Below are 23966 nucleotides of genomic sequence, written 5' to 3'. Positions count from 1 at the left end.
TCACTGCTTCGGCTTGCGCAGGGCGAACGCCAGCCCGCCGCCGAACACCACGACCGCGGCGACGATGAACGGCCACAGCGGCAGCCCCGAGCCGTCGTCGTCGGAGCCGGACCCGCCGCCGGCCGGGGCGCCGGGGGTGCCGGTGCCCTCGGTGGTCAGCGTGAACGTGCTTGTGCCGCTCACCGGATGCCCGTCCGCGGACGTCACGCGGTACGCGATCGTGTACTCGCCGACCGGTCCGAGTTCGCCGACAGGGACGCTGATCGACGGGCCGGACACCGTCGGGTCACCCTTCGACCACAGGTTCCCGTCCGGACCGACCACCGTCAGCGACGCGAAGCTGGACTGCAGCGGCTCGTTGAACGTGACGGTGACCTGCTCCGGTCCCGACGCGACGGACGCGCCCGACTCGGGACTGGTCGCGATGGCCGCGGAGTGCGCACCCGCCACCCCGACCCCGGTCAGCGCGGCGAGTGCGGTCAGCACCCCGAGCACGAGGACGCGCAGGCGGGCGCTCACGAGCGCCGGCTCCGGACCAGGGCGCCGAGGCCGAGGGCGGCGCCGAGCGCGCCGAGGACCAGGCCGATGCCGCCGAGCCAGCGGGCGGTGCTGTCGGTGGCGTCGACGTCCTCGGCGGTGGTGGAGGCGTGGGCGCCGTGGGCGTCCCCGGACTCCGATGCCTCGGCCAGCGTCAGGCCCGGGGCGGGCTTGTCGGGTTCGGCGCCGTCCGGGCCGGGCTGCTGATTCCAGGCGACGACCTGACCGTCGCTGTAGGTCTGCACCGCGGGGAACGACACCGACTCCTGCTCGGGCAGCGGCCCTGCGGACAGGGCGAACTGCTGGAACTGGCCCGGGCCGACGGACACGCCGGGGTCCGCGGTCCACGCGACCGCGGTGGCCTCCCCGGTCGACGGGTCCTTGGTCACCTGCGAGGTCCAGCCCGGGATCGGTTCGGTGCGTGCGGACTTCAGGTTGGGCAGGGTGACCTCGAGCTTGGTGGTGCCCGCGGTCTCGGACTCGGTGGGCACCTTGAAGGTCAGCACCGTGTAGCCGCCCTGGGCGGCGTCGGGGGCGACGACGCCGACGTGGGCGGTCGCGATGCCGGAACCGCACAGGAGCAGCCCGGCGGTCGCGCCGGCGACGAGCGCGGCGCGGGAGGAACGGATGTTCATTTGTCGTCTCTCGTTCGAGGAAGGGTTCGTCGGTGGGCTGTCAGGCCACCGACGGGGGTCCCCGTCTCGAGACGACATGGTCGAGGAATCGGTGCGGGAGGGTTTCGGGGGCCGTCGGGACGGCGCGTCGCGGGTGGGGACGCGGGGCGCCCGCGGGTCCGCGCAGGACGACGCGCAGCGCCCGGGTGATCGGCCCGTACAGCCGCTCGGCGGCCAGGATCAGCGCCGTGCACACCGCGGTCGCGGCCGCGTGCGCGGCGAGCATCGACATCCCCCGCGCGCCGACATCCGAATGCTGGTGGGTCAGCGTGGTCGACAGGGTCAGGTGCCCGACGAGTTGCCCACCGATCAGGGTGGCGACCAGGGTGGCGCGGTTGCCGCGCGTCGTCGTCGCCAGGCCGGCGGCCACCGCACCGGCCCCGGCGCAGCACAGCACCAGCAGGGTCAGTGCCGCGGACGTCGGGTAGCCGCCCCCGCCGAGGCCGTGCCCGGCGACCGAAAGCGCCGCCGTCAGCGCACCGACCGCGCCGCCACGCAGGGTGGCGGCGTCGGTGGCGCGGGGCGACGGCACGGGTGCGTTCGGGAGGTCAGCGCACGCCGAGCCGGGCGAGCAGATCGGCTTCGACGCCGTCGAGTTCCGCCGCGATGGCCTGATGTGCGGCCCTGCGGCGCTGCGTGGGCATCTGCTCGGATGCGCGCACGGCGGTCTCGAGTTCGCCGAGCCGGCCGCGGACAGCGGCGAGGAACGAGGCGGTCTCGGCGTCGGGGAATCGGGTCGCGATCTCGTCCGTGGTCCGTTCGGCACCGGCGATCCGGGCGCTCAGGCGCGCGCCGTGTCCGGTGTAGTTGCCGAGGTCCTCGGCGGCGATGCCCATCCGGCCGGCCTTCTGCTGGTCGAGCTGGCCGCGCACTGCCATCGCGCCCCGGTAGGCGAGCGGCGCCAGGACCGGGGTGAGCAGCCGCGCGATGCCGAGGTATCGGCGCACCTGGCCCACGCTGATGCCGGACCGGTTGGCGGCCTTCTCCTGCGCTTTCAGCGTCGCTACCTGCGCTTTTTCGACCTTCTTCGCCGACTTTGCCTCGGCCCGCATCTTCTTGCGTTCGTTGCGGGCGCCGTGCTTGGCCTCGAGCTTCGCCTTGTGTTTGAGCGCCTTCGCCTCGGCACGCCGGGTCGCGCGGGACTTGCGTTTCTTGAACAGACCCATCCGGGTGGCCCCTCCATCTGGTGCTCGAGCGCCGAAACACTGCCGACTACAGGGTATCGGTGAGACCGCGTCGGCCCGCCTCCGGAGTCGGGCGGGTGCGCGGGCTGTCGGACCGGCGGACCATAATCTCTTTTATCGTGAATTCTTCGCAAGGCCCCCGGCAGCCGACCCGGCCGGTCGACACCGCAGCCGCCCCGACGGGGCGGCGGCCGGTGCTCATCGACCCGAGAGCGTTGACCGGGTGCCGGCACCGCGTCCACCTCGACACGGCGTATCCCCAGGTCGTCGCCGACGTTCCGGAGGACATCGGGGTGCAGCAGCGGCGGGAGGCGGCACGGGCGTTCCGGGAGGCGATGCGGGACCGATTGATGACGGTGCCCGCCGGGCACAGTTGGCTCATCATCGACCCGACCACCCCCGCGGGCGAGCGGGCCGCGGCCACCCTGCAGGCGTGCGCCGACGGCGTCGACCGGATCTGGGGCGCGGTGCTGCCGCTGGAGTTCGACACCGGTCGGCGCGGGCGGGCCGAGCTGCTGATCCGGGACCGGGAGCGGGGTGGCTACATCCCGGTGATCGTCGTCAACCACAAGGTCACCGATCCGGGCAGTGGTGCGGTGACCTCCGGCCTCGACGACTGGGCACCGGCGGTCGACGAGACCAGGAAGGTGCGGGCCCAGCTGCGTGACCAGTTCCGTCTCGCGCAGATCCACCGGATGCTCGAGCGGCACGGGCACGCCAGCCCCGGCGTGCTCGGCGGCGCCATCGGCTACGGCGGCGAGTGCATCCTCGTGCACGACCTGGCCGAGGTGCTGGACCAGTACGACGAGCGGTTCGCCGACCGGATCGCCGTCGCGCGAGGAGAAGTGCCCACCGCGCCGTCGCAGCTGGGGGAGTGCCGGTCCTGCCCGTGGTGGCCGGACTGCAAGGCGTCGCTGACCGAGGCCAGGGACGTGAGCCTGGTCGCGACGGGGTCGCGGGCGGACGTGCTGCGCGGTGCGGGCGCGAACACCATCGACGCGCTCGCGGCGTGGGACGGTCCGCCGCCGGAGGACTGGCAGGGCAACGGTTTCGAGGACGCGGTGGTACTCGCGAAGGCGTGGCTGTCGGGAGTGCCGCTGGTACGCCGGTCCGCGGAGGTGACGGTGACCCGTGCCGACGTCGAGGTGGACGTCGACATGGAGAGCTACCAGGAGCACGGCGCCTACCTGTGGGGCACCCTGCTCACCGAGGGCGGGGTGACGCAGCCGTACCGGCCGTTCGTCACCTGGGATCCGCTGCCGACCGTCGACGAGGCGCGCTCGTTCGCCGAGTTCTGGACCTGGCTGACGGAGACCCTCGAGCGAACCCTGGCGCAAGGGAAAACCTTTGCCGCCTACTGCTATTCGCGGTCCGCAGAGGACAAGTGGCTGCTGGACTCCGCCACCCGGTTCGCGGGACTGCCCGGGATCCCGACGAAGGCGCAGGTTCGCGCGTTCATCGACGGACCGCACTGGGTGGACATCTACCAGGCGGTGAGCGACCAGTTCATCTGCCCGAACGGCAAGGGACTCAAGAAGATCGCGCCGGTCGCCGGGTTCCATTGGCGGGACGCCGAGGCGAGTGGCGAGGCGTCGATGAGCTGGTACCGAGAGGCCGTCGGGTACGACGGAGAGTCGGATCTCACCCAGCGCGAGCGGTTGTTCGTCTACAACGAGGACGATGTGCGCGCGACGAAGGTGTTGCGGGAGTGGATGACCGACCGCGCCGAGGTCGAGGTGCCGCTCGCCGCGGACCTGTAGCGATCGGGCCGGGGGTAGCCCCGAGACGCGCGCCCCGCGCCAACGGAGTTGCCTGAGGACGTGTGCCGGCTTCATCGCGGGTCGGATCAGCAGGTTGCCGCGTGCACACAGGTTTTCGGGCGTGCACACGGGTGTTGGGCGTACAGCACCCGTGTGCGTGCTCCATCGGGTGTGTGCACCGAGGTTCTGGCGGAGAGGTTGGGTGGCTGAGACCCCGCCCCGAACAGGGCACGCGGTCGGCGCTCGCCGAGCTGCGGCGGTGCACCCCCTGAGCGCCGGGGTGCACCACCACGAGACTCGCTACCGCGGGGTCATGCGCAGCGCGCCGTCCATGCGGATGGTCTCGCCGTTGAGGTAGTCGTGCTCGACGATCATCTGCGCGAGCTGCGCGTACTCCGCCGGCTGGCCGAGGCGGGACGGGAACGGCACACCGGCCTCGAGGCCCTTGCGGTACTCGTCGGTGACGCCGGCGAGCATCGGGGTGTCGATGATGCCGGGGGCGATGGTGTTGACGCGGATGCCGTACTGGGCGAGGTCGCGCGCCGCGGGGACGGTCATGCCGTGCACGCCGCCCTTCGACGCCGAGTAGGCGATCTGGCCGATCTGGCCCTCGAACGCGGCGACCGAGGCGGTGTTGATGACGACGCCGCGCTGGCCGGACTCGTCGACTGCGTCGGTCTTGGCGATCGCGTCCGCCGCCAGGCGCATCACGTTGAACGTGCCGAGCAGGTTGACGGTGATGACCGTGCGGAACAGTTCGAGGTCGTGCGGGCCGTTCTTGGACAGGATGCGGCCCGCCCAGCCGACGCCGGCGCAGTTGACGACGGTGCGCAGCGGCACACCCGAGGCGACGATCTGGTCGACTGCGGCCTGCACCTCTTCGGCGCTGGTGACGTCGGTGGGGATGAGGGTGACGCCGGCGGGGATGTTGTCGCCCGCGCGCTCGATGGACTGCGCGAGGTCGAGCCCGAAGACGGTCGCGCCGGCCTCCGCGAAGCGCTTCGCCGTGGCGGCGCCGAGCCCGGAGGCCGCCCCGGTGACCAGTGCCGCGGTTCCCTGGATTTCCACTGTCGATCCCCTTTCGTGACGGCCATTACTTGGGCGTCCTAGTACTTGCTGAAACGATAACGCAGGACGCGTGAGCCGGGTTGAGGGCAGTTCACCGAACTGGTGGCCGAATCGTTGTTCCGGCCGCGCGCCTTTTGGTTGCGTAAAACGCTTGACCTGCGGTGATGTGGATTCTCGAAAGCGCGTGCGGGGTGGATGGCGGGTTCTAGTCTGTCGCCGTCGGGGGTGTCCGATGACTGTGGCGCCCGTCATTGCACATCGAAATGGAGTGACAACTTGCGAAAGAACTTCTTGCGCCGCGGCGCACCGATCCTCGCTGCCGTGGCGGTCGTCGTGGGCGGATTGACCATCGGGGCGGGTGCCGCGGGTGCGAGCTGCAACGTCCCGGTTGACTGTGGCGTTGATTGGTGGTTCCGCAGCGGGACAGTCGAGAACGTCACGGTCAACGGCAGTGGCGACTACAAGGTGGCCCGGGGGAATGCGACTGACTTCTCTGCCGGCTTCTCGGCCTCGGGTAACCCGGACAGAAGCCTCACGAAGATCGTGTACCACGTGCCGGCGGAGCTCGTGTTCCAGGCGGTCAGGCTGGAGCAGCTCGCGTTCGACGGGGCCGAAACCACACGGGAGACGCTGCCCACCGGCGCAGTGACCACCGACCGTGCGGCCGGGACCGTCACCATCGACGCACCGGCAGGGGGATGGCAGCTGCCTCAGACCGGGGCTGGCAACGTCAGGGTGGAGGTCGACTACAAGGCTCCGCGCAATGCCTCCCTCTCCCGGCTCCCCATCGGCCTGACGTTCGAGGTGTCCGGAATCGACGGGCCCCAAGGCTGGGCGCACTGGGCGGACACGTCGATCGTCAGGACGCCGCAGGAGGAGCAGGTTGACGCGTATGTGGGGTCGGTGGAGTCGCAGTTCGACTACGCCAGCAGCTTCAGTAGTGCGGATATCGACTTCGGAAGCCTCGCGACCGGCTCCGAGACGGGTTCGAACTGATTCCGGCGTGGATCGGGACGCCGCGAGCTTTATCGCTCCGAGGTAGGTGTCCGGCGCGTGTGACGGCGATGGTCGGGGACCGTGATTCTGGTTCAACGGTGGTTCGTTGGCCCGGGTGGTCGCGGTGTCCGATCCATCACGATGAAGCACATTGCGTACAACGCTTGACCTGCGGTGATGTCGACTTTCGAAAGTGGCGTGCCGGGCGACCGGCGGGCGCTGGTCTGCCGTCGTCGGGGGTGTCCGACGGCTGTGGCGCCCGTCATGTGCACATCGAACAACAACTGGGGCCAGGTCCGGCTCGTGACCGTCGGCCGCCCCGGACGGTCAGGCGCAGTCGATGCACCGCCGGGCGGCGGGCAGGGCGTCCAGGCGTTCCGGGCTGATCGGACCTCCGCACTTCTCACAGATCCCGTAGGTGCCGGCGTCGAGGCGCCGCTCGGCGGCGTCGAGTTCGTCGAGGTCTCGCCGGGCCTCGGCGAGCAGCGACGCCGTCTGGGCGCGCTCGAACGCCACGGTCGCGCCCTCGGGGTCGTGCTCGTCGTCATCGGTTGTCAGGTGCGACCCCTCGATGATCTCGGCGAGCCGGGCGTTGAGGAAGTCGATGCGGTGCGCGGCGTCGGCGCGTTCGGCGGCGATGCGCTGACGCGACGTGACGACGCCTGATTCCGGAAGCGTCATACCCGGTTCAACGTGAAACCGCTCGGATCCGATACCCATGGTGGTCAGTCCGGGGTGTGGAAGTTCGTCAGCTCGTAATGAAGCGTCGGCGTGCGCATCACCTTGTGCGTCGCCCGCACCAGCACCCCTTGCAGGACGGGGAAGCGGTGGTCGATTGCGTGCGAGGCGGCCTCGTTCTCGGGTCCCGACAGCAGCCGGGCGGTTGCCGCGACGGGCTCCGGTCCGGTCGGCTTGCCGGACCAACTACAGGGGCTCAGCCGCACCTCGGGGAAGTTGCGCAGGCGCTTGTTCTTCGACGCCCGGCCGGGGGTGCGGAAATAGGTGTGGGTGCCGTCGAGGGCGATGTTCACCGGTGTGTCCACCCAGGTTCCGTCCCGCTTGCGGGTCTGCAGCAGCACCACCTTGGCGGCTGCGACGGATTTCGGGGGTACCTGTTCGGTCATGTCCAACCCTCCCGTGGGTGACGACGTGACACCTCCAGTGTCCTCCCGACACCGTCGTGACGGCGGTCTATCGACGATCTTCCAGCGGCAATCCGACCGATCAGTCCTGTGGCTTCACCTGGTCGATGCCTCGGGAACGCATGGAAGGCCCGCAGGGCGATCGACGACCACCCGGCGTCGGCCGCGGAACAGGTGTCGCGCCTGCCCGGCGGCTCACCCTCGTGCGGCCCGGTTAAGCTCCTGCACTCATGGCACTCAGCGCGACCCTGTACACCTTCACCCTCCAGTTGGCCGACGTCGATCGCGGTGTCTACCAGGACCTGGAGTTGCGGGTCGCCCGGCATCCGTCCGAAACCGCCGAGTTCATGCTGACGCGACTGATGGCCTACTGCCTCGAGTACGAGGACGGCATCGCCTTCAGCGACGGCGGGGTGTCCGCCACCGACGAGCCCGCCGTCCTCGTCCGCGACCTCACCGGCCGCCTCACCGCCTGGATCGACATCGGCGCACCCGACGCCGACCGCATCCACCGCGCCGCCAAACTCGCCGACCGCGTCGCCATCTACACCCACCGCGACCCGGCGAAGGTCCTGGCCCCGCTCACCGGCAAGCGCATCCACCGGGCCGAATCCATTCCCCTCTTCAGCTTCGACCGCTCCTTCGTCGATGCGGCTGCCGCAGCCGTCGAACGCCGCAACACCGCCGCCATTTCCGTCACCGAGCGGTCGCTGTTCCTCGACCTGAACGGAACGGGTTTCAGCACGCCGATCGAGGAGCATCGCCTCGCGTAGTCGGCACAGCCCCGGCTCAGCGAATCCCGTCCCGCCGCAAGGCGATCGAGACGGCGGCGGCCCGCGAGTCGACGCCGAGCTTTGCGTAGATGTGCGCGAGGTGGGTCTTCACCGTGGCCTCGCTGATGAACAGCCGCCGGCCGAGTTCCTTGTTCGTCAGCCCCTCCGCCAGCAGCGCCAGCAGTTCCGCCTCGCGGGCGGTCAGGGCCTGGTCGGGGCGGCGCATCCGGTCCAGCACCCGCGCCGCGACCGGCGGCGACAGCACGCTCTGGCCGGTGACCGCCCCGCGGATCGCGGCGAAGATGTCCCGGGGCGCGGAGTCCTTGAGCAGGTAGCCGATCGCGCCCACGTCGAGCGCGCGGACCACGTCGGCGTCGGTGTCGTAGGTGGTGAACACCAGCACCGGCTGCTCGGGCCGGTCGGCGCGGATCCGGCGGATGGCCTCCACCCCGTCGATCCCGGCGCCCAGCGCGAGGTCCATCATCACCAGGTCGGGGGAGCGGTCGGAGCACAGTGAAACGGCGTCCTCGCCGCTGTCCGCCTCGCCGACCACCTCGATGTCCGGCTGGGAGTCCAGCAGGGCACGCAGCCCGGCCCGCACCACCAGGTGGTCGTCGACCAGCAGTACGCAGATCACGACGCGTCCCCGACCGGGATCTGCGCCGCGACGACGGTGCCCTCGCCGGGGGAGCTCTCGACGGCGAACGTGCCGCCGAGCGCCTCGACCCGCTGACGCATCGCGGGCAGCCCGAAGCCGCCGGCGTCGTCGACGACGAACCCGACGCCGTCGTCGTAGATGTCGAGGGCGACGGCGTCCGGCAGGTACGTGAGGGTCACTCCGACAGTCTGCGCCTGCGCGTGCCTGCGGATGTTCGACGCCGCGCTCTGCGTGATCCGCAGCAGCGCGTGCTCGACGTCGGACGGCAGCGGCACCGCCTCGCCGACCACGCGCAGCTGCGCGGAGGGCACGTAGCCGCGGACGGCCGCCAGGAGCGCGGCGTTGAGGGACTGGGTGGCCAGGTCCGGCGAGCTGAGGTGGTGCACGAGGTCGCGCGTCGCGGCGAGATTCTCCCGCAGCAGCGTCGTCGCGGTGCGGACCTCGCCCCGGGCTCGCTGCCCGGGTTCCATCTCCTCGGCGGCCTCGAGGTGGAGCAGCGCGCTCGTCAGTCCCTGGGTGACGGTGTCGTGGATCTCGCGCGCGAGCCGCTCCCGCTCCGACAGCACCCCGGCCTCGCGCTCGGTCTCGGCGAGTTTCGACTTGGCCTCGACGAGTTCGCCGAGCAACCGTTCCCGCTCGGCGCTGTCCCGTTCGACCTGCCCGTACGCCAGGACGATCAGCGCCCCTGTGCACAACGGGGCCAACAGGACCGCCCACTCGGTGCGGCCGCTGAACGACGCGAACTCCACACCCGCGAAAACCGCGAGGGCGGCGACGATCAGGTACGCGGTCCACCGGGGAAAGGCCCGGGTGCACAGGAAGAAGATCGGGAACGCGGTCCACGCGAAGCTCGGCGCCAGCCACACCAGCGCCACCCACGTCGTCAGCACCGGCCACACCCACGGCTGCCACACCCCGCCGCGGCGGGACAGCACCACGATCACGGCGTACAGCGCCGCCAGCACGACGATCAGACCGGCGACGACCACCCATCGCCCGCTGACCCCGTGGTACGTCAGGTACCGCGCCGTGGACGCCGCCAGCAGCACGTAGAAGGAGAGGTGGATCGCGACGCCCAGCGGGCCGCGGAGGGCCTTGTCCTGCACCGCGCCGATCCTACGGACGACGGAGTGGCTGCGGATCGGCCATTCGGATGATCCGGTGCCACCCGAACGGCCGACACCGGGGCAGACGGGCGGGCGATGCCGAACCGGGGGTTCCGGGGCGAGGCTCGAATCGATCGATTCACCACCCGACGAAAGGTTCGACGATGACCGTCTCCCGCCGCCTGCCCCGTGCCCTTGCCATCACCGTGCCCGCGGTGGCCCTGCTCGCCGCGACGGCCTGCGGTGCGCCCGAGGACGCCGCCGCGGCGCCGACCACCGAGATGACCCCCGCCGCGGTGGTGTCGCAGCAGCAGGCCGACGGTGACGCGGGCACGGTGAGTGCGAACCGGCTGTCGGTGGCCACGGCCGGTCGCGCCGCGCAGGCCGCGCTGGCCAAGTGCCAGGCCGACGGCCTCGGCTTCGTCACCGTGTCCGTGGTGGATCGTGCCGGCAACGTGCAGGCGATGCTCCGCGGCGACAACGCCGCCCAGCACACCGTCGAGGCGTCGCGGGCCAAGGGCTACACGGCTGCGGCGTTCGGCGCGAACACCAGCGACCTCGCCGGCCGCGCGAAGGGCGACGGCCCGACCGTCGCCGACCTGCCGGGCACCCTGTTCCTGCCCGGCGGGGTCACGGTGAAGGTGGGCAACGCCTCGATCGCCGGCATCGGGGTCGGCGGTGCACCCGACGGCAACGCCGACCAGGCCTGTGCCGCAGCGGGTCTCGCCGCGATCGCGGGAAGCCTGAAGTGAGGTCCGGGGTCGCGGCCGCGGTCCTGACGGCCGCGGCCCTGACCGTGAGTGCGTGCGGAAGCGGGATTCCCATCGAGGGTGACTCTCCCGCAGCTGTTTCGAATGTCGAGACCGCACCGCCCGAGACCCCGGCCCCGCCCGCCGCGACGGGCGGAGCCCCACCGGTGTCGACGCGCGAGCTCGAGGACGCGTTGTTCGCCGCCGCCCGGACGAACGATGCGGATGCGGTGCGCGAGGCGTTGATTCGCGGCGCCGACCTCGAGGCCCGGGGAGAGGGCGACCGGACTCCGCTGGTCGCGGCGACGAAGGGGAACGCGGTCGCCGCGGCCACTGCGTTGATCGAGGCGGGTGCCGACGTGAACGCCAAGGACAGCATGCAGGATTCGGCGTTCCTCTACGCCGGCGCCGAGGGCCTGAACGAGATCCTCGCCCTCACCCTCGCCCACGGCGCGGATGTGCGGAGCCTCAACCGTTTCGGCGGAACGGCGCTGATCCCGGCAGCCGAGCACGGGCATGTCGAAACCGTGCGGACGCTCATCCGGGCGGGTGTGCCGGTGAACCACGTCAACGACCCGGGTTGGACGGCGCTGCACGAGGCGATCGTCTACGGCGACGGGTCGGCGCGGTACGTCGATGTCGTCGGGCAGCTGCTCGACGCAGGCGCGGAACCGTCCGTCCGCGACGCGCAGGACCGCACCGCTCTCCAGAACGCGCTGCAGCGGGGCCAGCACGAAGTGGCGGCGTTGCTCCGCGCCCGCGGCGACAGGTGACGAACGCAGCGTTGGTTGAGATTTGGTGCCTAACGCTGTGACCTGCGCAAAGTCGTCGGTGCGATTTCGCGGTGACGCGCCGGTGCGATCGCCTGTCCTGCGGGGCCGTCGGGGATGGGGCCAGCATCGGGCTCAGTCGGCTTCCCGCCGCGGCGGGAGAGCGTGTCAATGGCAGGACGCGCGGTGCGTGTTCACCGTCGATCCCGAGACGGATGATGTGACGGTCACGGCTTCCTCGGGCTCGATGCACCTCCCCACCGGGCAGAGTGCCTCGGAATTCTTCTCAGGTGCCGTCCGCATGGAGCTGACCTACGTGGCAACCGAGTTCGTCGGTGACGGGGAAACCTCGCTTCGATTCAGTGGTACCGGGGTGCCGGACTCGGGTTGGGTGGCAACAGGTCCCACCCGCGGGTCTGCCTGACCTCGGAGGGTTCTCCGGCAGTCTCGATCGCGGTGACGGCGGCTACGGGGCGTCGGAGCACGCGCCAGCCGCCTACCGGTCGAGGTTTCGTGAGTCTCCTCGACCGGTAGTGCGGTCTTGTCGCCGAACTCGCGAGGAGGAACGCGGATGAGACCGATTCGACGGTACCTGCGATCGTCCAGTAAAACCCAAGTAGCCCAACAAGTGCGATCGTTGGCTGTGAGGTTCGTGCAGCGGCTGGTCGCTGATCGTTGCGGTGTAAGCGTTTAGTGCTTCGGCTGGTGGGTGTGAATCTGATCGGTTTCGTTCCGGTCCGTCCGTACCATCCTCTACGGTGTGCGGGCGATCGGGGCGCGGGGGGGCACTGGGCCGACCGGCTTCCGGCGCAGAGGGAGATCGTGATGGTGGGTCGTGTGGCGCGTGCGGGTGGTGCGGCGCTTGCGGTGTTGGCGATGGCCGCGGGTGGTGTGGTCGCCGGTGGGGGTGGCGCGGGGGCGTTCTCCGTGGATCCGGGTTCAACCGCCGGAGCGCCGGTGTGTAAGCCATTCACCGACGAGGACGAGCTTCCTCAGGCACTCTGTGACGATCTCCGATTCGAGGCGTACGCGCCGGTGGGGGACTTCGATGTGTGGCTCTCGGGACGTGAGCGTGTGTATTCTGGTGAGAACCATGCGGTGCGAGCAGGTTTCAGGGCTCGCAAGGCCGGTGTCGAGCTCTCGAGTGCGACCGTCCGTACCCCGCACGGCTTCGAGTTCAAGGGCGGGACGGTCAAGCTGAACGGCACGGAGGTCGAGGCGACCTTCACGGTCGATCCCGCGACCGGGGATGTCACGGTCGCGGCCCCCGGTGGTGGTTGGACAGGCAACGTCAACATGGAGTTGACCTATCGGGCGGGCGGGCTCTCACTGACCGCTGCGGAGACCGCGTTGCGGTTCAGTGGCAGCGGGGTGCCTGATTCGGGGTGGGTGCTCAAGGGGGCCACCAACACGCTGCTTGTGCCCAGCTGGTTTGACGTTATGGACTGGTCTGGCAGCAGTCAGCGGGCCGAAGGTGAACCCGCGTAGAGCTGCGGGTGTTCGGGCCGGGTGCGGTCCGGTGAGACCGCACCCGTGTCCGAAGAACCAAGGGGTGAGGTCTGATTCGCCGATCACCGGCCCATCGGCGACGACCGGTACCGCCGTGTCCGGCTGCGGATCGTCCGGCAGTTCCGGCTCCTGAACGCCACCGCCGGCCTCGAGTTGTCGAGGCCACCGGTGCTCGGCCGACGAGATCTGGCAGAACCCGGTGCGTGCCTTGCGCGGGATACCAGATCGGATCTCGGTCACCGACCACCGATGAATCCGGCTCGGTCAAAGTGGAGCTGCGACGCGCCCAGTGCATGACACCGACCGCGAGGGCCAGCACTGCGGTCATTCTGAAACCGAAAGGGCGGCGGCGTCGCGGCACGCGCCTGGTGAATGGCGATCCACCGATGCGGCGTTTAACGCTTTGACCTGTGTAAAGTCGCAACTCGATTCTGCGTTGGCGTCGCGCTTCAGCCCATACTCTTGGGCGCTGTCGGGGGGTGTGCGCGCGGGTATCGGGCTCGTCGGCTTCCCGGCGCGGAGGGAGATCGTGTCGATGGTGGGTCGGATTGTGCGGGCGGGCGGGGCGGTGCTGGCGGCGTTGGCGATTGTCGCGGGTGGTGCGTTGGCCGGGGTGGGTTCCGCGGGTGCGCAGTCGTCGGAAGAAGGGTTCCAAGGGTCGGTCGGGGATCTTCTTTTTGACTTCACCGTCATCGGATTTCCTCCCTGCCCACCGATCTCGCAGGACAACATGCCGTGTGACGATGGGCGGTTCAGCAGCCGAGCGGTCGTCGGGGACATCGGCGTGGAGTTCAAGGGAACCAGGGAACTGGATCGTGGTGACACCGCCCAGATGGAGACGAGCTTCTGGGCGGACGGACGCTATCGTGGCCTCCTGGATCAGCAGCCGGATCTGCAGGTCGCGAGCGCGACAGTCCGAACCCCGCGCGGCTTCGTGTTCACCGGTGGGGAGGTGAAAGCCGGTTTGGCCCAAATGCTCGACGCGACATTTGCCGTCGACCCGGCCACCGGCGACGTCACCGCCACGGCCCCGGCGGGCGGGTGGGCGATACCCAGCTACCAGAACTCCGACGGCCGATTCAGGACCGGATCGGTCACGGTGGTGCTGAACTACGAAGCAACCGAGTACGTCAGCCAAGGGGAGGCCGCTGTGCGCTTCAGCAGCACGGGGACCCCTGAGTCCGATTGGGTTCTGACAGGAAAGACTCAGGTCGTTCCTGAACTCGTCAGCACCATCAATTCCGGGAGCACCGTCGGTAGTTCCAGGCTCTTCGGCAGCTCCGGCTCCTGACGGCTGTCTGCGGTCGAGGGGGAGCTCCCCGACCGCAGTCCGGCACCCTCCGATTCAGGCGTGTTTAACGCATTGACCTGCGCAAAGAAGCATTGCGATTTCACGGCGGTGCTCGGTTTCATCCGATACCCTTCGGCGCGGTCGGGGGGTGTTGGGGCGGGCATAAGGCCCGTTGGCTCCCTGTGGAGGGAGATCGTGTCGATGGCAGGACATTTGGTGCGTGCAGGCGGGGCGGTGCTCGCGGCGTTGGCGATCGTCGCAAGTGGGGCGGTGAGTGCGGGCACTGCGGGAGCTCAGTCCCTGGATCTGGGCTTGACCCCACTTGTGGGGTCACTCGTGTTCGGGCTGGAGGATGCCGGCCTCGGCAGTGGGACTTGGACGGTGGGAGCGTGTGAACCCTTCACCGACCAGGACTGGGCCTGGACTGGGGGTATGCTATGCGACGATCTTCGTTTTGAGGATCGGGCTTCTGTCGAGAACTTTCAAGCGGCACTCACCGGACGTGAACAGGTGCTCCGCGGCGAAGAAGCCGTTGTGAGGGCGTACTTCTCGATAACCAAACTCGGGGAACTGGCTGATCCGCAGTCAGGCTTGGAGCTTGCAAGCGCCACCATCCGTACCCCACGAGGATTCGAGTTCAAGGGCGGAAAAGCTTCACTTTCAGGGGCTTCAGGGGCTTCAGGGGTTTGGACCACGACCCCACTTGACCTGACGTACACCGTCGATCCCGAGACGGCCGATGTGACAGTGACGGCTGCCACGGGGTCGATGGACCTCCCGGCCTCGCAGACCGCCTGGGGATGGCGCTCGGACGAGATCAACATGGAGTTGACCTACGTGGCAACCGAGTACGTCACCGACGGAGAGACCGCGCTTCGATTCAGCGGTACCGGGGTGCCGGATTCGGGTTGGGTGGCGTCGGGGGTCACCCAGGTCACGCCTGATCTAGACCCTTTCGGTAGCTCCGGCAGCGCCGCCGAGGGACAGGGGGGTTACGGGGCGTAGGACCCGCGGTGACGGCGACCGCGAGGATCGAGGGGGCGGCGATCGGTTCTGCCGGGCTTCCGGGGACAGTCCGTCGAGGAGCATCGTCACGCCGAACACGAGAAACAGTGTCGCGGAGCCTCATTGGATGAAGACGTTCGGTCAGGCGCCTACCGAGGACCCCGCCGACCACGATGGCCAGTGCGTCGTCGGCGACCATGCCGATCGCGGAGCCGATCCACACGCCGACCCAGTCGTTGTCGGCGGCGAGGGTGATCGTCTTGCCGCCAAGTCGGCAAGGAAGAACGCGGAGGCGACGGCAAGAAGTGCGGAGGTGCCGACGCGGCCCGCCTTGCTCTGTTCCTCGTCGGTGAGGCTGTCGCCGCGCAACGTCCACGTCGCGAAGAACGCGAACGCGAGGCCGCCGATCACCACCCACCACCGGTAGCGCCGCCTGAACGGAACGGGTTTCAGCACGCCGATCGAGGAGCATCGGCTCGCGTAGGCAGGAACCGTTCTCGGTTTGTGTCATGACCTGATCAGGGAATATCGAACTGCCGCAGCATGATAGCGACGGAAGGGGCCGGAGTATGGAGTTGCGCCCCTGATCTCACGGTAGCCAGTGGGACCAGCTGTGCGTTCAGGTCACACGGACGCAACCGATTCTGCGACACCTGTCGGCGAGTACAGCGGCTCGGTGACCTACCCCGATTCCGGACAGTTCGCCGCCCCGACCATCGACCGGACAGTCCCGTGTTTAACGCTCTGACCTGCGCAGAACCGGCTCGTGAAACCTGATGTGTGCGCCGGGATCGGGCGGTAATCTCAGGCGCGCTTTCGGGGGTGGGGCGGGTATCGGGCTCGTCTGTCTCTTGCTTCGGAGGGAGATCGTGTCGATGGTAGGAAGTTTCGTGCGAGCGGGTGGGTCGGTGCTTGCAGCGCTGACGATTGCCACGGGTGGTGCGGTGATGGGTGCGGGCACCGCGGTCGGGTTGCCGTCGTGGATGGACGAGATTTGGCAGAACGTGGCGCCCCAGTGCGTCCCCGGTCAGGATGGCTTGGGCGACGCGCGGCCCTACTGTTACGAAGATTCGTTCCTGAGGTCGAAAATTGTCGGCGACCACAACTTCTATTACGGCGGGCACAAGGTTGCTGCTCCGGGTGCCGAGGTCCAGTTCCACGTCGGCGTCCGAGGCGTGGAAGCCGCCTACGATGATCCCGCAGCGGATGTCGACGTGACGAGCTTCACCCACCACGTACCGAAGGGCTTCGAGTTGATTGGGGTCACTGCGGCCCGGGGGACGCCAACCGACTCCGGCGCCCCTGTCCACGAGAAGTTGGAGGACTTCACGACCGTGGTCGACCCTGTCTCCGGAGACGTCACGGTCATGGCGCCTGCCGGGGGCTGGGCGATCCCTCCGGGATACGACGCCGGCAGGTTCGAAAGCAGCAGCGTGTCCGTCACCTTCACCTACCGGGCGCCCGACGAGGACTTCCAGGGAACCACCGGAATGACCGCCACGGGCACCGAAGTTCCCACGGTCCAGGGATGGATCATGAGCGACGACATCCGCTCCGACGCCGACAACGGTGGGACGGGCAGCACTGGCTCCTGACGGGTTACCGGTCGAGGGGCTCGCGGGGCTCCTCGACCGGTTCGGGGCGGGCGTTCCGCGAGCGCGCCCAGCGCACGATGCCCGCCGCCACCGCGGCCAGGAGGATGGATGCCGCGGCGATCGGGCCGGCGGGGTTGCCGGGGAACAGGCCGTCGAGCAGCAGCATGACGCCGAACACCAGGAACAGGGTCGCGGCGGCGAGCTGGATGAACCGTTCGGGCAGATGCTTGCCGAGCACGGCGCCGACGACGATGGCGAGGGCGTCGGCGGCGACCATGCCGATCGTGGAGCCGATCCACACGCCGACCCAGTCGTTGTCGGCGGCGAGGGTGATGGTTGCGAGCATCGTCTTGTCGCCGAGTTCGGCGAGGAAGAACGCCGACGCGACCGCCAGGAACGCGGAGGTGCCGACGCGGCCCGCCTTGCTCTGTTCCTCGTCGGTGAGGCTGTCGCCGCGCAACGTCCACGCCGCGAAGAACACGAACGCCAGGCCGCCGATGATGCTGATCAGGTTCGTGGGGATCGCGACGCCGAGGTAGTGGCCGACACCGACCGAGACGAGGTGCACGACCGTGGTGGCAACGGTGATGCCGCCGATCACCACCCACCACCGGTAGCGCAACGCGAAGGTCATCGCCATCAGCTGGGACTTGTCGCCGAGCTCGGCGACGAAGATGACACCGAAACTCAGCAGCAGGGCGGCAAGCACGTGAACTCCTCCGTTCGACTTCTCGGAGGATGTTGGGGACGCTCCTCCGGTCCCCGACGCGGGTGCGTCGACGACCGAAGGTCTCGCCCACCGGCGGAAACCGGTTCGGGCAGCCGGGCGGACCCGTGTCGTTCAAAACGGCCGAGGGTCTGGCCAGTATGTCGACTGCTCGATTGGGGGCTACTCCCCTTCGCTGACCGAAAGACTACCCAGGTATGGCTAATTTGCCAAGCGCGGCAACAAGTTTGGGAACCCGAACTTTGAAATTTCGGGGTCGGTCAGGCGGCCAGCAGCATCGCCAAAATCGCGGTGTCGGGGTCGCTGTTCGGGTCCAGGCTCACGCGGCTGACCATCGAGGTGACCGTGCCGTCGGCCTCGGTCTCCACCCACGCGGCCCGATGGTCGAGGCCGAGATAGGGGAGTCCGGGCAGCAGCACGCAGCCGGACGCGGCGCCCACGCACTCCGGCAGCGACGGCACCGTCTCGGACGGCGGATGCAGCATCATCAGCGCGGGCGGTTGACGCTCCGCGAAACAGCCTGGCGTGACGGCAGATTCGCCGATGACGGGCCCCTCGGCGAGCACCAGGCCGACGGTGCCGGGCTGGGGGTCCTCCGGGAGTTCCTCGCGGGCGCCGAAAACCGTTGAGGTGGACAGCAACCCGGGCAGCGAGGCGACCCGGACGGCGAGGACCAGCAGCTGTGCCCACTCCTTGGTGGTGTCCGGCCAGCGGCCGGAGATGACGAACCCGCGCAGTGCGCCCGCGGCGTGGAACGGGGAGACCCCGATGTATTCGCTTCTGCTCATGCCCGCCTCCTGACCATGGTCGCGCGTCCCGGCGACGCTGCCGGCGGATACCTCAAGGATGCGCCCAAAACGGCTGGCAGACAACTCGGGTCGAGTGCCAGGAGGCCGGTCAGAAACCGCGTCCCGGGACGCCGACCCGGAGCCGGAGCACCGCACCCGCGAGGTCCCGGGCCGCGTCCTCCGGGACGGCGGTGCGGGCGGTACAGACGAACAGGTCGCGGCCGTCGTCGCCGCCCAATGCGACGGAGTACGGACCGTGCACGGTCAGTCGCTCGGTGACAGATCCGTCGGCGTCGAACCGCACTACCTCGCCGGTGCTCGGGGAGACCACCCAGATGCCGTCCTCGGCGTCGATCGCGAGCCCCTCCGGCTGCGCGGCCTCGTCGAACTCGGCGAACACCCGCTGCTGCTCCAGGCTGCCGTCCGGCGCAATCGTGAACGCCGTGAGCCGAGGCGGGACCGCGCGACTCTCCGCGACGGTCAGGGTGGCGCCGTCCGCGCTGACCACCATGCCGCCGGTGCAGGTCAGCGAGCACGCGACGTCGTGCACCGTGCCGTCGGGTTCGACCATCGCCAGGTCGGCGGTCGACGCGGGCGCGTCGTCGTCGCCGCGGCTGCCGACGTACGCGCGACCGTCGGGGCCCACCTGGATGTCGGCGAGGCGGCGGGTGGTGACGCCTGCGAGGTCGGCGTGCACGATCACGGCGCCGTCGACCTCGCGGCGCAGCAACAGTTGGTCGTGGCTGGAGGCGATCAGCAGGCGCCCGTCCGGCAGGAATCCCAGCCCGGCGGGCAGTCCGGGGACTTCGGCGACCGTGTTCAGGGCGCCGGTGACGGGGTCGAACGCCAGCACCGTGCCCGAGAAGTGATCCGAGAACCAGAGGTGACCTGCGTGCCACTGCGCGCCCACCGGGAAGGCGAGCCCGTCGACGAGTGTGTCCATCGTCACGGTCACCACTTCACGATACGACCGTGGGCGGCGAATGCGACCCCCCGAACCCGGATGCTCCCCGGAAACGCGGCGACGCCACACCCGGGAGACGGGTGCGGCGTCGCCGCGCGATGCGTAGTCGCAGGTCAGGCGATCAGACCGGCGGTGGCGGTGCGGGCCTTCTCGAAGCGCGCGGCGACGTCCGCCCAGTTCACGATGTTCCAGAATGCCTTGACGTAGTCGCCCTTGACGTTCTGGTAGTCGAGGTAGAAGGCGTGCTCCCACATGTCGAGCATGAGCAGCGGGGTCAGGCCGATGGAGATGTTGCCCTGCTGGTCGTACAGCTGGACGATGATCAGCCGCTGACCGATCGAGTCCCAGGCCAGGATGGACCAGCCGGAGCCCTGGATGGCGTTGGCGTTGGCCGAGAAGTGGCTGCGGAACGCGTCGAAGCTGCCGAACTGGTCGTCGATCGCGGCGGCCAGCTCGCCCTCCGGCTTGTCGCCACCATTCGGGGACAGGTTGTTCCAGAAGACCGTGTGGTTGGTGTGGCCACCGAGGTGGAAGGCGAGGTTCTTCTCGTGCAGGTTCACCACGGGGGCGAGGGCGTCGGCCTCACGGAGCTCGGCGAGCTTCTCGAGGGCGGTGTTGGCGCCGGCGACGTACGCGGCGTGGTGCTTGTCGTGGTGCAGCTCCATGATCTTGCCGGAGATGTGCGGCTCGAGGGCGGCGTAGTCGTAGGGCAGTTCAGGCAGCGTGTAGACAGACACTTCGGTCCCTTCCTTACGGGCGCGGGTTACGCCCGGCGTGTACCTTCTTTTGATCCTTGCTCGGGCTCTAACCCAAGCTCATTGGTACACCGTCCGCAATATTTGCCGTCACGCGCCCGGCCGTGTCGCCGCAGCCTGGGACCGCACGGAATTCGTCTCCAGGGTGAACGGAACCTTAATATCGGGTGGTGCCCGAGCCGACCGTCGAACCCGCCATGCGCGGGGTCGGCACCGCTGACGCGGCCCGGCGACTGCACTTCGGCGGTGCCGATCTGCTGCGGACCCTCGCGGTGCTGGCGGTCCTGTACTCGCACATCTCGTACTACCTGATCGACGATCTCGGCACCGGTTGGTGGCTGATCGACGGCGTCTACGACCTGTTCGTCAAGGGGCTGCGACTGCACCAGCACCTGTCGTTCCTCGGCGTCGCGGTGTTCATGATGCTCACCGGGCTCCTGCTGACGGCGTCCGCCGCCCGCAACCATCCGGGCATGTTCCTGGTCAACCGGATCGGCCGGCTGCTGCCCGCGTTGTGGATCGCGATCGCGCTGGCGGTTCTGCTGGTCAAGCTCGGGATCAACGGCATGTTCAGCGGGCAGGACGGCGTGACGAACGGGCAGGCCGCGCTCAGCTTCGTGCTCGGCGGCTTCTTCCTCAAGCCCGAGGTCGCGGTGCTCGGGGTGACGTGGACGCTGGTCGTGCAGATCATCTTCTACCTGTACAGCGTCGCGACGCGGCCGCTGCTGCGCGTCGCGCCGGCCGCCGTCCCGGTCCTGGGCGCCGTGCTGTGCTGCGCGGTGCTCCTCTACAACCAGTACGTCCCGCAGCCGTATTCGGTGCCGATGCTCACCAAGGTGGCCGCCACCCTCCCTGCCGTGTTCATCGGCCAGATCATCTACATGGCGTGGACCGGCATGGCGAGCTGGCGCTGGCTGGTCGTCGCGGCCCTCGCGCAGGTCGAGGTGGTTCTCCTGGCCACCGACCTCCGCGCCTACTGGGCCGGTGACCGGTACCTGTGGACGATCGCGGTCGTCGCCGTCGCGGTGCTGACGCTGGCCCGCCACGACGGCCCGATCGCGCGCTGGTCGGTGATCCGGTGGACCGGCACCCGCAGCTACGCCATCTATCTGCTGCACACCCTGATCCTCTACCGCGCCTACGACTGGACCGTCGGACTGTTCGGCAAGACCGGCGCCGTCCTCGTGTTCCTGGCCGTCACCGCCGCCGCGGCCGAGCTGCTCTACCGGGCGGTGGAGGTCCCCGCCGGGCGGTGGGTCGGATCGGTGGCCTCCCGCGTCGGCGCACCGAAACCCGCCCCGGCACAGGCCGTGCGAGCCGAATCCGACGGTGCGGACCGCGCGTAGCATCGGGGCATGTCCTGGTTCGACGACATTCTCCGTCAGTTCGCCGCGAAGTCCGTGCTGATCACCGCCGATCAGGCGCTGCCCGGCCGGCCCAATCCGATGCGGGTGCCGGTCGCCCATCACGTGAACGGGCACACCCTCACCCCACCGTTCCCGGAGGGGTTGCAGACCGCGGTCGTGGGGATGGGGTGCTTCTGGGGTGCGGAGAAGGAGTTCTGGCAACTGGACGGCGTGTACAGCACCGCCGTCGGATACGCCGGCGGCTTCACCCCGAACCCCACCTACGAGGAGGTGTGCTCCGGCCGCACCGGGCACACCGAGGTGGTCCTCGTCGTCTTCGATCCGAAGGTGATCACGTACGCCGGAGTGCTGCAACAGTTCTGGGAGAACCACGATCCGACGCAGGGGATGCGCCAGGGCAACGACCGGGGCACCCAGTACCGCTCGGCGATCTACACAGTCGACGCCGCGCAGGCCGAGACGGCGCGCGGCACGGCCGCGGCGTTCGGCACGCGGCTGGCCGCCGCCGGCTACGGCGAGGTCACCACCGAGATCGCCCCGCTGGGCACCTTCTTCTACGCCGAGGCCTACCACCAGCAGTACCTGTCGAAGAATCCCGGCGGCTACTGCCCGGTGCACGCGACCGGCGTGAGCTGCCCGGTCGGGCTCGACGCCTGACACGGCGCGCCATGACAGTGACCCACCTCACATGTGATGGCGTCCTCGATGACTTGATCTTGTTCGAGACCGGGTCGACTCTGGAACGAGGGACCTGAACGGGCGACCAGGACGGGGGCGGGCGATGTGGCGGGACGCGTTCGGCTATGCCGCACTGATGCGGCGGTCGCTGCGCCGAGGTCACGATCCGTTGCGGCGGCGCTTCGACCGCCTAGAGGGCCTTCTCGCGGTCGGGTTGATCCTGTTGGCCGTCGTCCTGATTCCGCTGTCCGTGTGGCTCGGCAACCTCGCCGGTGACAGCCAGTCCGCCCTCGCCGAACAGCAGGCGCGGGACTACCGCCAGGTCACCGCGACCACCGTCGCCGACGCGACCACCCGGTCGTTGCCCACGGACGGTGTGCCGGTCAGTGCCGACTCCGCCCCCGCCCGGTGGGTGGCGGCCGGCGGGGAGCACCGCGCGGAGGTGCCCGTCGACCAGGGGGCCCGCGCCGGCACCGAGCTGACCATCTGGGTCAACGGCGACGGCAACCTTTCCGGCGCACCGATCACCGCGACCGCGGCGACCACCGGCGGCATCATCGTCGGCGTGTTCACCTGGACGTCGACCATGCTGATCGCCGCCTGCGGCTTCCTCGGCGCCCGCGCAGCACTGAACCGGTACCGCGAGCGGGAGTGGAGCCGGCAGATCAGCGCCTTCCTGGGATCCGCGACCTCGCACTGACCGGCCTGCGTCCCCATCCACCGGTTCCCGAATGGCCCATTCGTTCGGTCTGAGTGAACGAATGGGCCATTCGGGAGAACCCGGGGTCAGCCCAGCTGCGGCATGACCTCCGACGCGACCAGGTCCAGGTGGTCGAGGTCGTCGAGGTCGAGGGTCTGCAGGTAGACCCGGGAGGTCCCGAGTTCGCCGTAGCGGCCGATCTTGTCGACGATCTCGGCGGGCGATCCGGCGAGACCGTTCGTGCGGAGCTCGTCGACCTCGCGGCCGATCGCGGCGGCGCGCCGTGCGATCTCGGCGTCGTCACGGCCGCAGCACAGCACCAGCGCGTTGGAGTACACCAGGTCGGCGGGATCCCGATCGATCGCGCGGCATGCCTCGCGGACCCGGTCGAACTGGGTCGCCGTCGCCTCCAGCGAACCGAACGGCAGGTTGAACTCGTCGGCGTAGCGCGCCGTGAGTGCGGGGGTGCGCTTGCGGCCGTTGCCACCGATCAGGATCGGCGGCCCGGGGTGCTGGTGCGGCTTCGGCAGCGCGGGGGAGTCGAGCACGCGGTGGTGGGCGCCGTCGTAGGAGAAGGTCTCACCGAGCGGCGTCTTCCACATGCCGGTGATCACGGCGAGGGTGTCCTCGAGTCGGTCGAAACGCTCCTTGAGCGGGGGGAACGGGATGCCGTAGGCGAGGTGCTCCTCCTCGTACCAGCCGGCGCCGATGCCGAGGTCGACGCGGCCGCCGCTCATCGCGTCGACCTGCGCCACGGAGATCGCCAACGGTCCGGGGTGACGGAAGGTCGCGGAGGTGACGAGGGTGCCGAGCCGGATGGTCGACGTCTCGCGGGCGATGCCGGCGAGCGTGATCCACGCATCCGTGGGACCCGGCAGGCCCTCGGTGTTCATCGCGAGGTAGTGGTCGGAACGGAAGAACGCGCCGTAGCCGGCCTGTTCGGCGGCCTGCGCGACGCGGAGCAACTGTTCGTAGGTCGCGCCCTGCTGTGGTTCGGTGAAGATTCGCAGTTCCATGACTGTCAACTGTGCCCCATCACCGATCGGCCCGCTCCACTCGTAGCGTTGTGCACTATCTGTGGACTGGGTTGTGGAAACTGTGGATAACCCGGTGCATAAACTGTGGTGCGTGTCACAAAATGTCGCTCTTCGGCCGGATTCGCTGTGGAAA

At 69.3% G+C, this 23966-nt stretch carries 26 protein-coding genes and 1 pseudogene; 12 read left to right on the top strand and 15 right to left on the bottom strand.

Annotation, left to right across the window (positions count from 1 at the left end; translation table 11 throughout):
- The 4 genes from ACWEPG_RS14010 to ACWEPG_RS13995 are packed head-to-tail and all read right to left on the bottom strand — an operon-like array spanning window position 1 to window position 2377.
- Entirely contained in the window at window positions 1-519 is a 519-nt protein-coding gene (locus tag ACWEPG_RS14010) for a copper resistance CopC family protein (protein WP_450112496.1), read from the bottom strand.
- Window positions 516-1172, bottom strand: a complete 657-nt coding sequence (locus tag ACWEPG_RS14005) for a YcnI family copper-binding membrane protein (RefSeq protein ID WP_452594614.1) — start codon at window positions 1170-1172, stop codon at window positions 516-518. Before ACWEPG_RS14005 ends, ACWEPG_RS14010 begins: the two co-directional genes overlap by 4 nt.
- Window positions 1173-1212: 40 nt before the next feature.
- The gene (locus tag ACWEPG_RS14000) at window positions 1213-1743 is read right to left on the bottom strand and encodes a hypothetical protein (RefSeq protein ID WP_450112498.1); all 531 of its coding nucleotides are present in this window, start codon (window positions 1741-1743) and stop codon (window positions 1213-1215) included.
- A 16-nt stretch (window positions 1744-1759) separates the two neighbouring features.
- Window positions 1760-2377 carry a DUF6474 family protein gene (locus tag ACWEPG_RS13995; protein ID WP_450112499.1) on the bottom strand — a complete coding sequence of 206 codons (618 nt, stop codon included), beginning with the start codon at window positions 2375-2377 and terminating at the stop codon, window positions 1760-1762.
- 212 nt (window positions 2378-2589) lie between these two features.
- On the opposite strand from ACWEPG_RS13995, the gene ACWEPG_RS13990 reads away from it, so the two are divergent.
- Window positions 2590-4155 (top strand): TM0106 family RecB-like putative nuclease, encoded by a 1566-nt coding sequence (locus ACWEPG_RS13990; protein ID WP_450112648.1) that lies wholly within the window; start codon window positions 2590-2592, stop codon window positions 4153-4155.
- A gap of 300 nt (window positions 4156-4455) precedes the next feature.
- Here the strand turns inward: ACWEPG_RS13990 and ACWEPG_RS13985 are convergent, their stop codons facing one another.
- Window positions 4456-5223, bottom strand: a complete 768-nt coding sequence (locus ACWEPG_RS13985) for an SDR family NAD(P)-dependent oxidoreductase (protein ID WP_452594613.1) — start codon at window positions 5221-5223, stop codon at window positions 4456-4458.
- Between the two features lie 276 nt (window positions 5224-5499).
- On the opposite strand from ACWEPG_RS13985, the gene ACWEPG_RS13980 reads away from it, so the two are divergent.
- Entirely contained in the window at window positions 5500-6219 is a 720-nt protein-coding gene (locus ACWEPG_RS13980) for a hypothetical protein (RefSeq protein ID WP_452594612.1), read from the top strand.
- A 327-nt stretch (window positions 6220-6546) separates the two neighbouring features.
- Here the strand turns inward: ACWEPG_RS13980 and ACWEPG_RS13975 are convergent, their stop codons facing one another.
- Both ACWEPG_RS13975 and ACWEPG_RS13970 read right to left on the bottom strand, forming a co-directional pair.
- The gene (locus ACWEPG_RS13975) at window positions 6547-6900 is read right to left on the bottom strand and encodes a TraR/DksA family transcriptional regulator (RefSeq protein WP_452594611.1); all 354 of its coding nucleotides are present in this window, start codon (window positions 6898-6900) and stop codon (window positions 6547-6549) included.
- A gap of 44 nt (window positions 6901-6944) precedes the next feature.
- A complete protein-coding gene (locus tag ACWEPG_RS13970; RefSeq protein WP_452594610.1) occupies window positions 6945-7343 on the bottom strand; it encodes a PPOX class F420-dependent oxidoreductase in 399 nt (132 codons plus the stop codon).
- A gap of 248 nt (window positions 7344-7591) precedes the next feature.
- Here ACWEPG_RS13970 and ACWEPG_RS13965 point away from each other — a divergent pair, with 248 nt between their 5' ends.
- Window positions 7592-8134 (top strand): YaeQ family protein, encoded by a 543-nt coding sequence (locus ACWEPG_RS13965; protein WP_452594609.1) that lies wholly within the window; start codon window positions 7592-7594, stop codon window positions 8132-8134.
- 16 nt (window positions 8135-8150) lie between these two features.
- Here ACWEPG_RS13965 and ACWEPG_RS13960 read toward each other — a convergent pair whose 3' ends face one another.
- Both ACWEPG_RS13960 and ACWEPG_RS13955 read right to left on the bottom strand, forming a co-directional pair.
- Complete coding sequence (locus tag ACWEPG_RS13960) at window positions 8151-8771, bottom strand: response regulator (RefSeq protein WP_450112506.1); 621 nt, start codon at window positions 8769-8771, stop codon at window positions 8151-8153.
- Window positions 8768-9907, bottom strand: a complete 1140-nt coding sequence (locus ACWEPG_RS13955; RefSeq protein WP_450112649.1) for a sensor histidine kinase — start codon at window positions 9905-9907, stop codon at window positions 8768-8770. The genes ACWEPG_RS13960 and ACWEPG_RS13955 overlap by 4 nt, the downstream gene beginning before the upstream one ends.
- 155 nt (window positions 9908-10062) lie before the next feature.
- Here ACWEPG_RS13955 and ACWEPG_RS13950 point away from each other — a divergent pair, with 155 nt between their 5' ends.
- The 5 genes from ACWEPG_RS13950 (at window position 10063) to ACWEPG_RS13930 (ending at window position 15222) form a co-directional block, all read left to right on the top strand.
- Window positions 10063-10650 (top strand): GlcG/HbpS family heme-binding protein, encoded by a 588-nt coding sequence (locus ACWEPG_RS13950; RefSeq protein ID WP_450112507.1) that lies wholly within the window; start codon window positions 10063-10065, stop codon window positions 10648-10650.
- A 164-nt stretch (window positions 10651-10814) separates the two neighbouring features.
- Window positions 10815-11420, top strand: a complete 606-nt coding sequence (locus ACWEPG_RS13945) for an ankyrin repeat domain-containing protein (protein WP_450112508.1) — start codon at window positions 10815-10817, stop codon at window positions 11418-11420.
- 1095 nt (window positions 11421-12515) lie between these two features.
- Window positions 12516-12905, top strand: coding sequence for a hypothetical protein (locus ACWEPG_RS13940; protein WP_452594608.1), 390 nt, complete (start codon window positions 12516-12518; stop codon window positions 12903-12905).
- A 310-nt stretch (window positions 12906-13215) separates the two neighbouring features.
- Window positions 13216-14217 carry a hypothetical protein gene (locus ACWEPG_RS13935; protein ID WP_452594607.1) on the top strand — a complete coding sequence of 334 codons (1002 nt, stop codon included), beginning with the start codon at window positions 13216-13218 and terminating at the stop codon, window positions 14215-14217.
- Between the two features lie 336 nt (window positions 14218-14553).
- Complete coding sequence (locus tag ACWEPG_RS13930; protein ID WP_450112511.1) at window positions 14554-15222, top strand: hypothetical protein; 669 nt, start codon at window positions 14554-14556, stop codon at window positions 15220-15222.
- Here ACWEPG_RS13930 and ACWEPG_RS13925 read toward each other — a convergent pair.
- A pseudogene (locus ACWEPG_RS13925) lies at window positions 15152-15675 on the bottom strand (TMEM165/GDT1 family protein); the annotation flags it as partial. The gene ACWEPG_RS13930 and the pseudogene ACWEPG_RS13925 sit on opposite strands and share 71 nt — an antisense overlap.
- A gap of 494 nt (window positions 15676-16169) precedes the next feature.
- On the opposite strand from ACWEPG_RS13925, the gene ACWEPG_RS13920 reads away from it, so the two are divergent.
- A complete protein-coding gene (locus ACWEPG_RS13920; protein WP_452594606.1) occupies window positions 16170-16817 on the top strand; it encodes a hypothetical protein in 648 nt (215 codons plus the stop codon).
- 4 nt (window positions 16818-16821) lie between these two features.
- On the opposite strand, the gene ACWEPG_RS13915 is transcribed toward ACWEPG_RS13920, so the two are convergent.
- From ACWEPG_RS13915 to ACWEPG_RS13900, 4 genes are all read right to left on the bottom strand, one after another.
- Complete coding sequence (locus ACWEPG_RS13915; protein WP_450112513.1) at window positions 16822-17526, bottom strand: TMEM165/GDT1 family protein; 705 nt, start codon at window positions 17524-17526, stop codon at window positions 16822-16824.
- A 278-nt stretch (window positions 17527-17804) separates the two neighbouring features.
- Complete coding sequence (locus ACWEPG_RS13910; protein ID WP_450112514.1) at window positions 17805-18332, bottom strand: peptidase; 528 nt, start codon at window positions 18330-18332, stop codon at window positions 17805-17807.
- A gap of 109 nt (window positions 18333-18441) precedes the next feature.
- Window positions 18442-19287: an SMP-30/gluconolactonase/LRE family protein gene (locus tag ACWEPG_RS13905; RefSeq protein ID WP_452594605.1), complete on the bottom strand. Its 846-nt coding sequence runs from the start codon at window positions 19285-19287 to the stop codon at window positions 18442-18444.
- A 122-nt stretch (window positions 19288-19409) separates the two neighbouring features.
- Window positions 19410-20033 carry a superoxide dismutase gene (locus tag ACWEPG_RS13900; RefSeq protein WP_450112516.1) on the bottom strand — a complete coding sequence of 208 codons (624 nt, stop codon included), beginning with the start codon at window positions 20031-20033 and terminating at the stop codon, window positions 19410-19412.
- Window positions 20034-20248: 215 nt separating this feature from the next.
- Between ACWEPG_RS13900 and ACWEPG_RS13895 the strand changes: the two genes are divergently transcribed.
- The 3 genes from ACWEPG_RS13895 to ACWEPG_RS13885 all read left to right on the top strand — a co-directional run bounded on the left by ACWEPG_RS13895 (window position 20249) and on the right by ACWEPG_RS13885 (window position 22796).
- The gene (locus ACWEPG_RS13895) at window positions 20249-21397 is read left to right on the top strand and encodes an acyltransferase family protein (protein ID WP_450112650.1); all 1149 of its coding nucleotides are present in this window, start codon (window positions 20249-20251) and stop codon (window positions 21395-21397) included.
- Window positions 21398-21406: 9 nt separating this feature from the next.
- Entirely contained in the window at window positions 21407-22075 is a 669-nt protein-coding gene (msrA, locus tag ACWEPG_RS13890) for a peptide-methionine (S)-S-oxide reductase MsrA (RefSeq protein ID WP_452594604.1), read from the top strand.
- Window positions 22076-22199: 124 nt separating this feature from the next.
- Window positions 22200-22796, top strand: a complete 597-nt coding sequence (locus ACWEPG_RS13885) for an Rv1733c family protein (RefSeq protein WP_452594603.1) — start codon at window positions 22200-22202, stop codon at window positions 22794-22796.
- Window positions 22797-22882: 86 nt separating this feature from the next.
- Here ACWEPG_RS13885 and ACWEPG_RS13880 read toward each other — a convergent pair whose 3' ends face one another.
- Entirely contained in the window at window positions 22883-23812 is a 930-nt protein-coding gene (locus ACWEPG_RS13880; RefSeq protein ID WP_450112519.1) for an LLM class F420-dependent oxidoreductase, read from the bottom strand.
- Between the last annotated feature and the right edge of the window lie 154 nt (window positions 23813-23966).

The sequence above is a fragment of the Rhodococcus sp. NPDC004095 genome, assembly GCF_053604015.1.
Note: the sequence above shows the minus strand (reverse complement) of the source record. Positions and strands in the feature narration are given on the sequence as shown.

Excerpts from the sequence above, each read along its gene's own strand:
- ACWEPG_RS13975 (WP_452594611.1), bottom strand. The coding sequence starts at position 6,900 with ATGACGCTTCCGGAATCAGGCGTCGTCACGTCGCGTCAGCGCATCGCC.
- ACWEPG_RS13895 (WP_450112650.1), top strand. The coding sequence starts at position 20,249 with ATGCGCGGGGTCGGCACCGCTGACGCGGCCCGGCGACTGCACTTCGGC.
- ACWEPG_RS13920 (WP_452594606.1), top strand. The coding sequence starts at position 16,170 with ATGGGTGCGGGCACCGCGGTCGGGTTGCCGTCGTGGATGGACGAGATT.
- ACWEPG_RS13910 (WP_450112514.1), bottom strand. The coding sequence starts at position 18,332 with ATGAGCAGAAGCGAATACATCGGGGTCTCCCCGTTCCACGCCGCGGGC.
- ACWEPG_RS13880 (WP_450112519.1), bottom strand. The coding sequence starts at position 23,812 with ATGGAACTGCGAATCTTCACCGAACCACAGCAGGGCGCGACCTACGAA.
- ACWEPG_RS13885 (WP_452594603.1), top strand. The coding sequence starts at position 22,200 with ATGTGGCGGGACGCGTTCGGCTATGCCGCACTGATGCGGCGGTCGCTG.
- ACWEPG_RS13950 (WP_450112507.1), top strand. The coding sequence starts at position 10,063 with ATGACCGTCTCCCGCCGCCTGCCCCGTGCCCTTGCCATCACCGTGCCC.
- ACWEPG_RS13965 (WP_452594609.1), top strand. The coding sequence starts at position 7,592 with ATGGCACTCAGCGCGACCCTGTACACCTTCACCCTCCAGTTGGCCGAC.
- ACWEPG_RS13995 (WP_450112499.1), bottom strand. The coding sequence starts at position 2,377 with ATGGGTCTGTTCAAGAAACGCAAGTCCCGCGCGACCCGGCGTGCCGAG.
- ACWEPG_RS14005 (WP_452594614.1), bottom strand. The coding sequence starts at position 1,172 with ATGAACATCCGTTCCTCCCGCGCCGCGCTCGTCGCCGGCGCGACCGCC.
- ACWEPG_RS13970 (WP_452594610.1), bottom strand. The coding sequence starts at position 7,343 with ATGACCGAACAGGTACCCCCGAAATCCGTCGCAGCCGCCAAGGTGGTG.
- msrA (WP_452594604.1), top strand. The coding sequence starts at position 21,407 with ATGTCCTGGTTCGACGACATTCTCCGTCAGTTCGCCGCGAAGTCCGTG.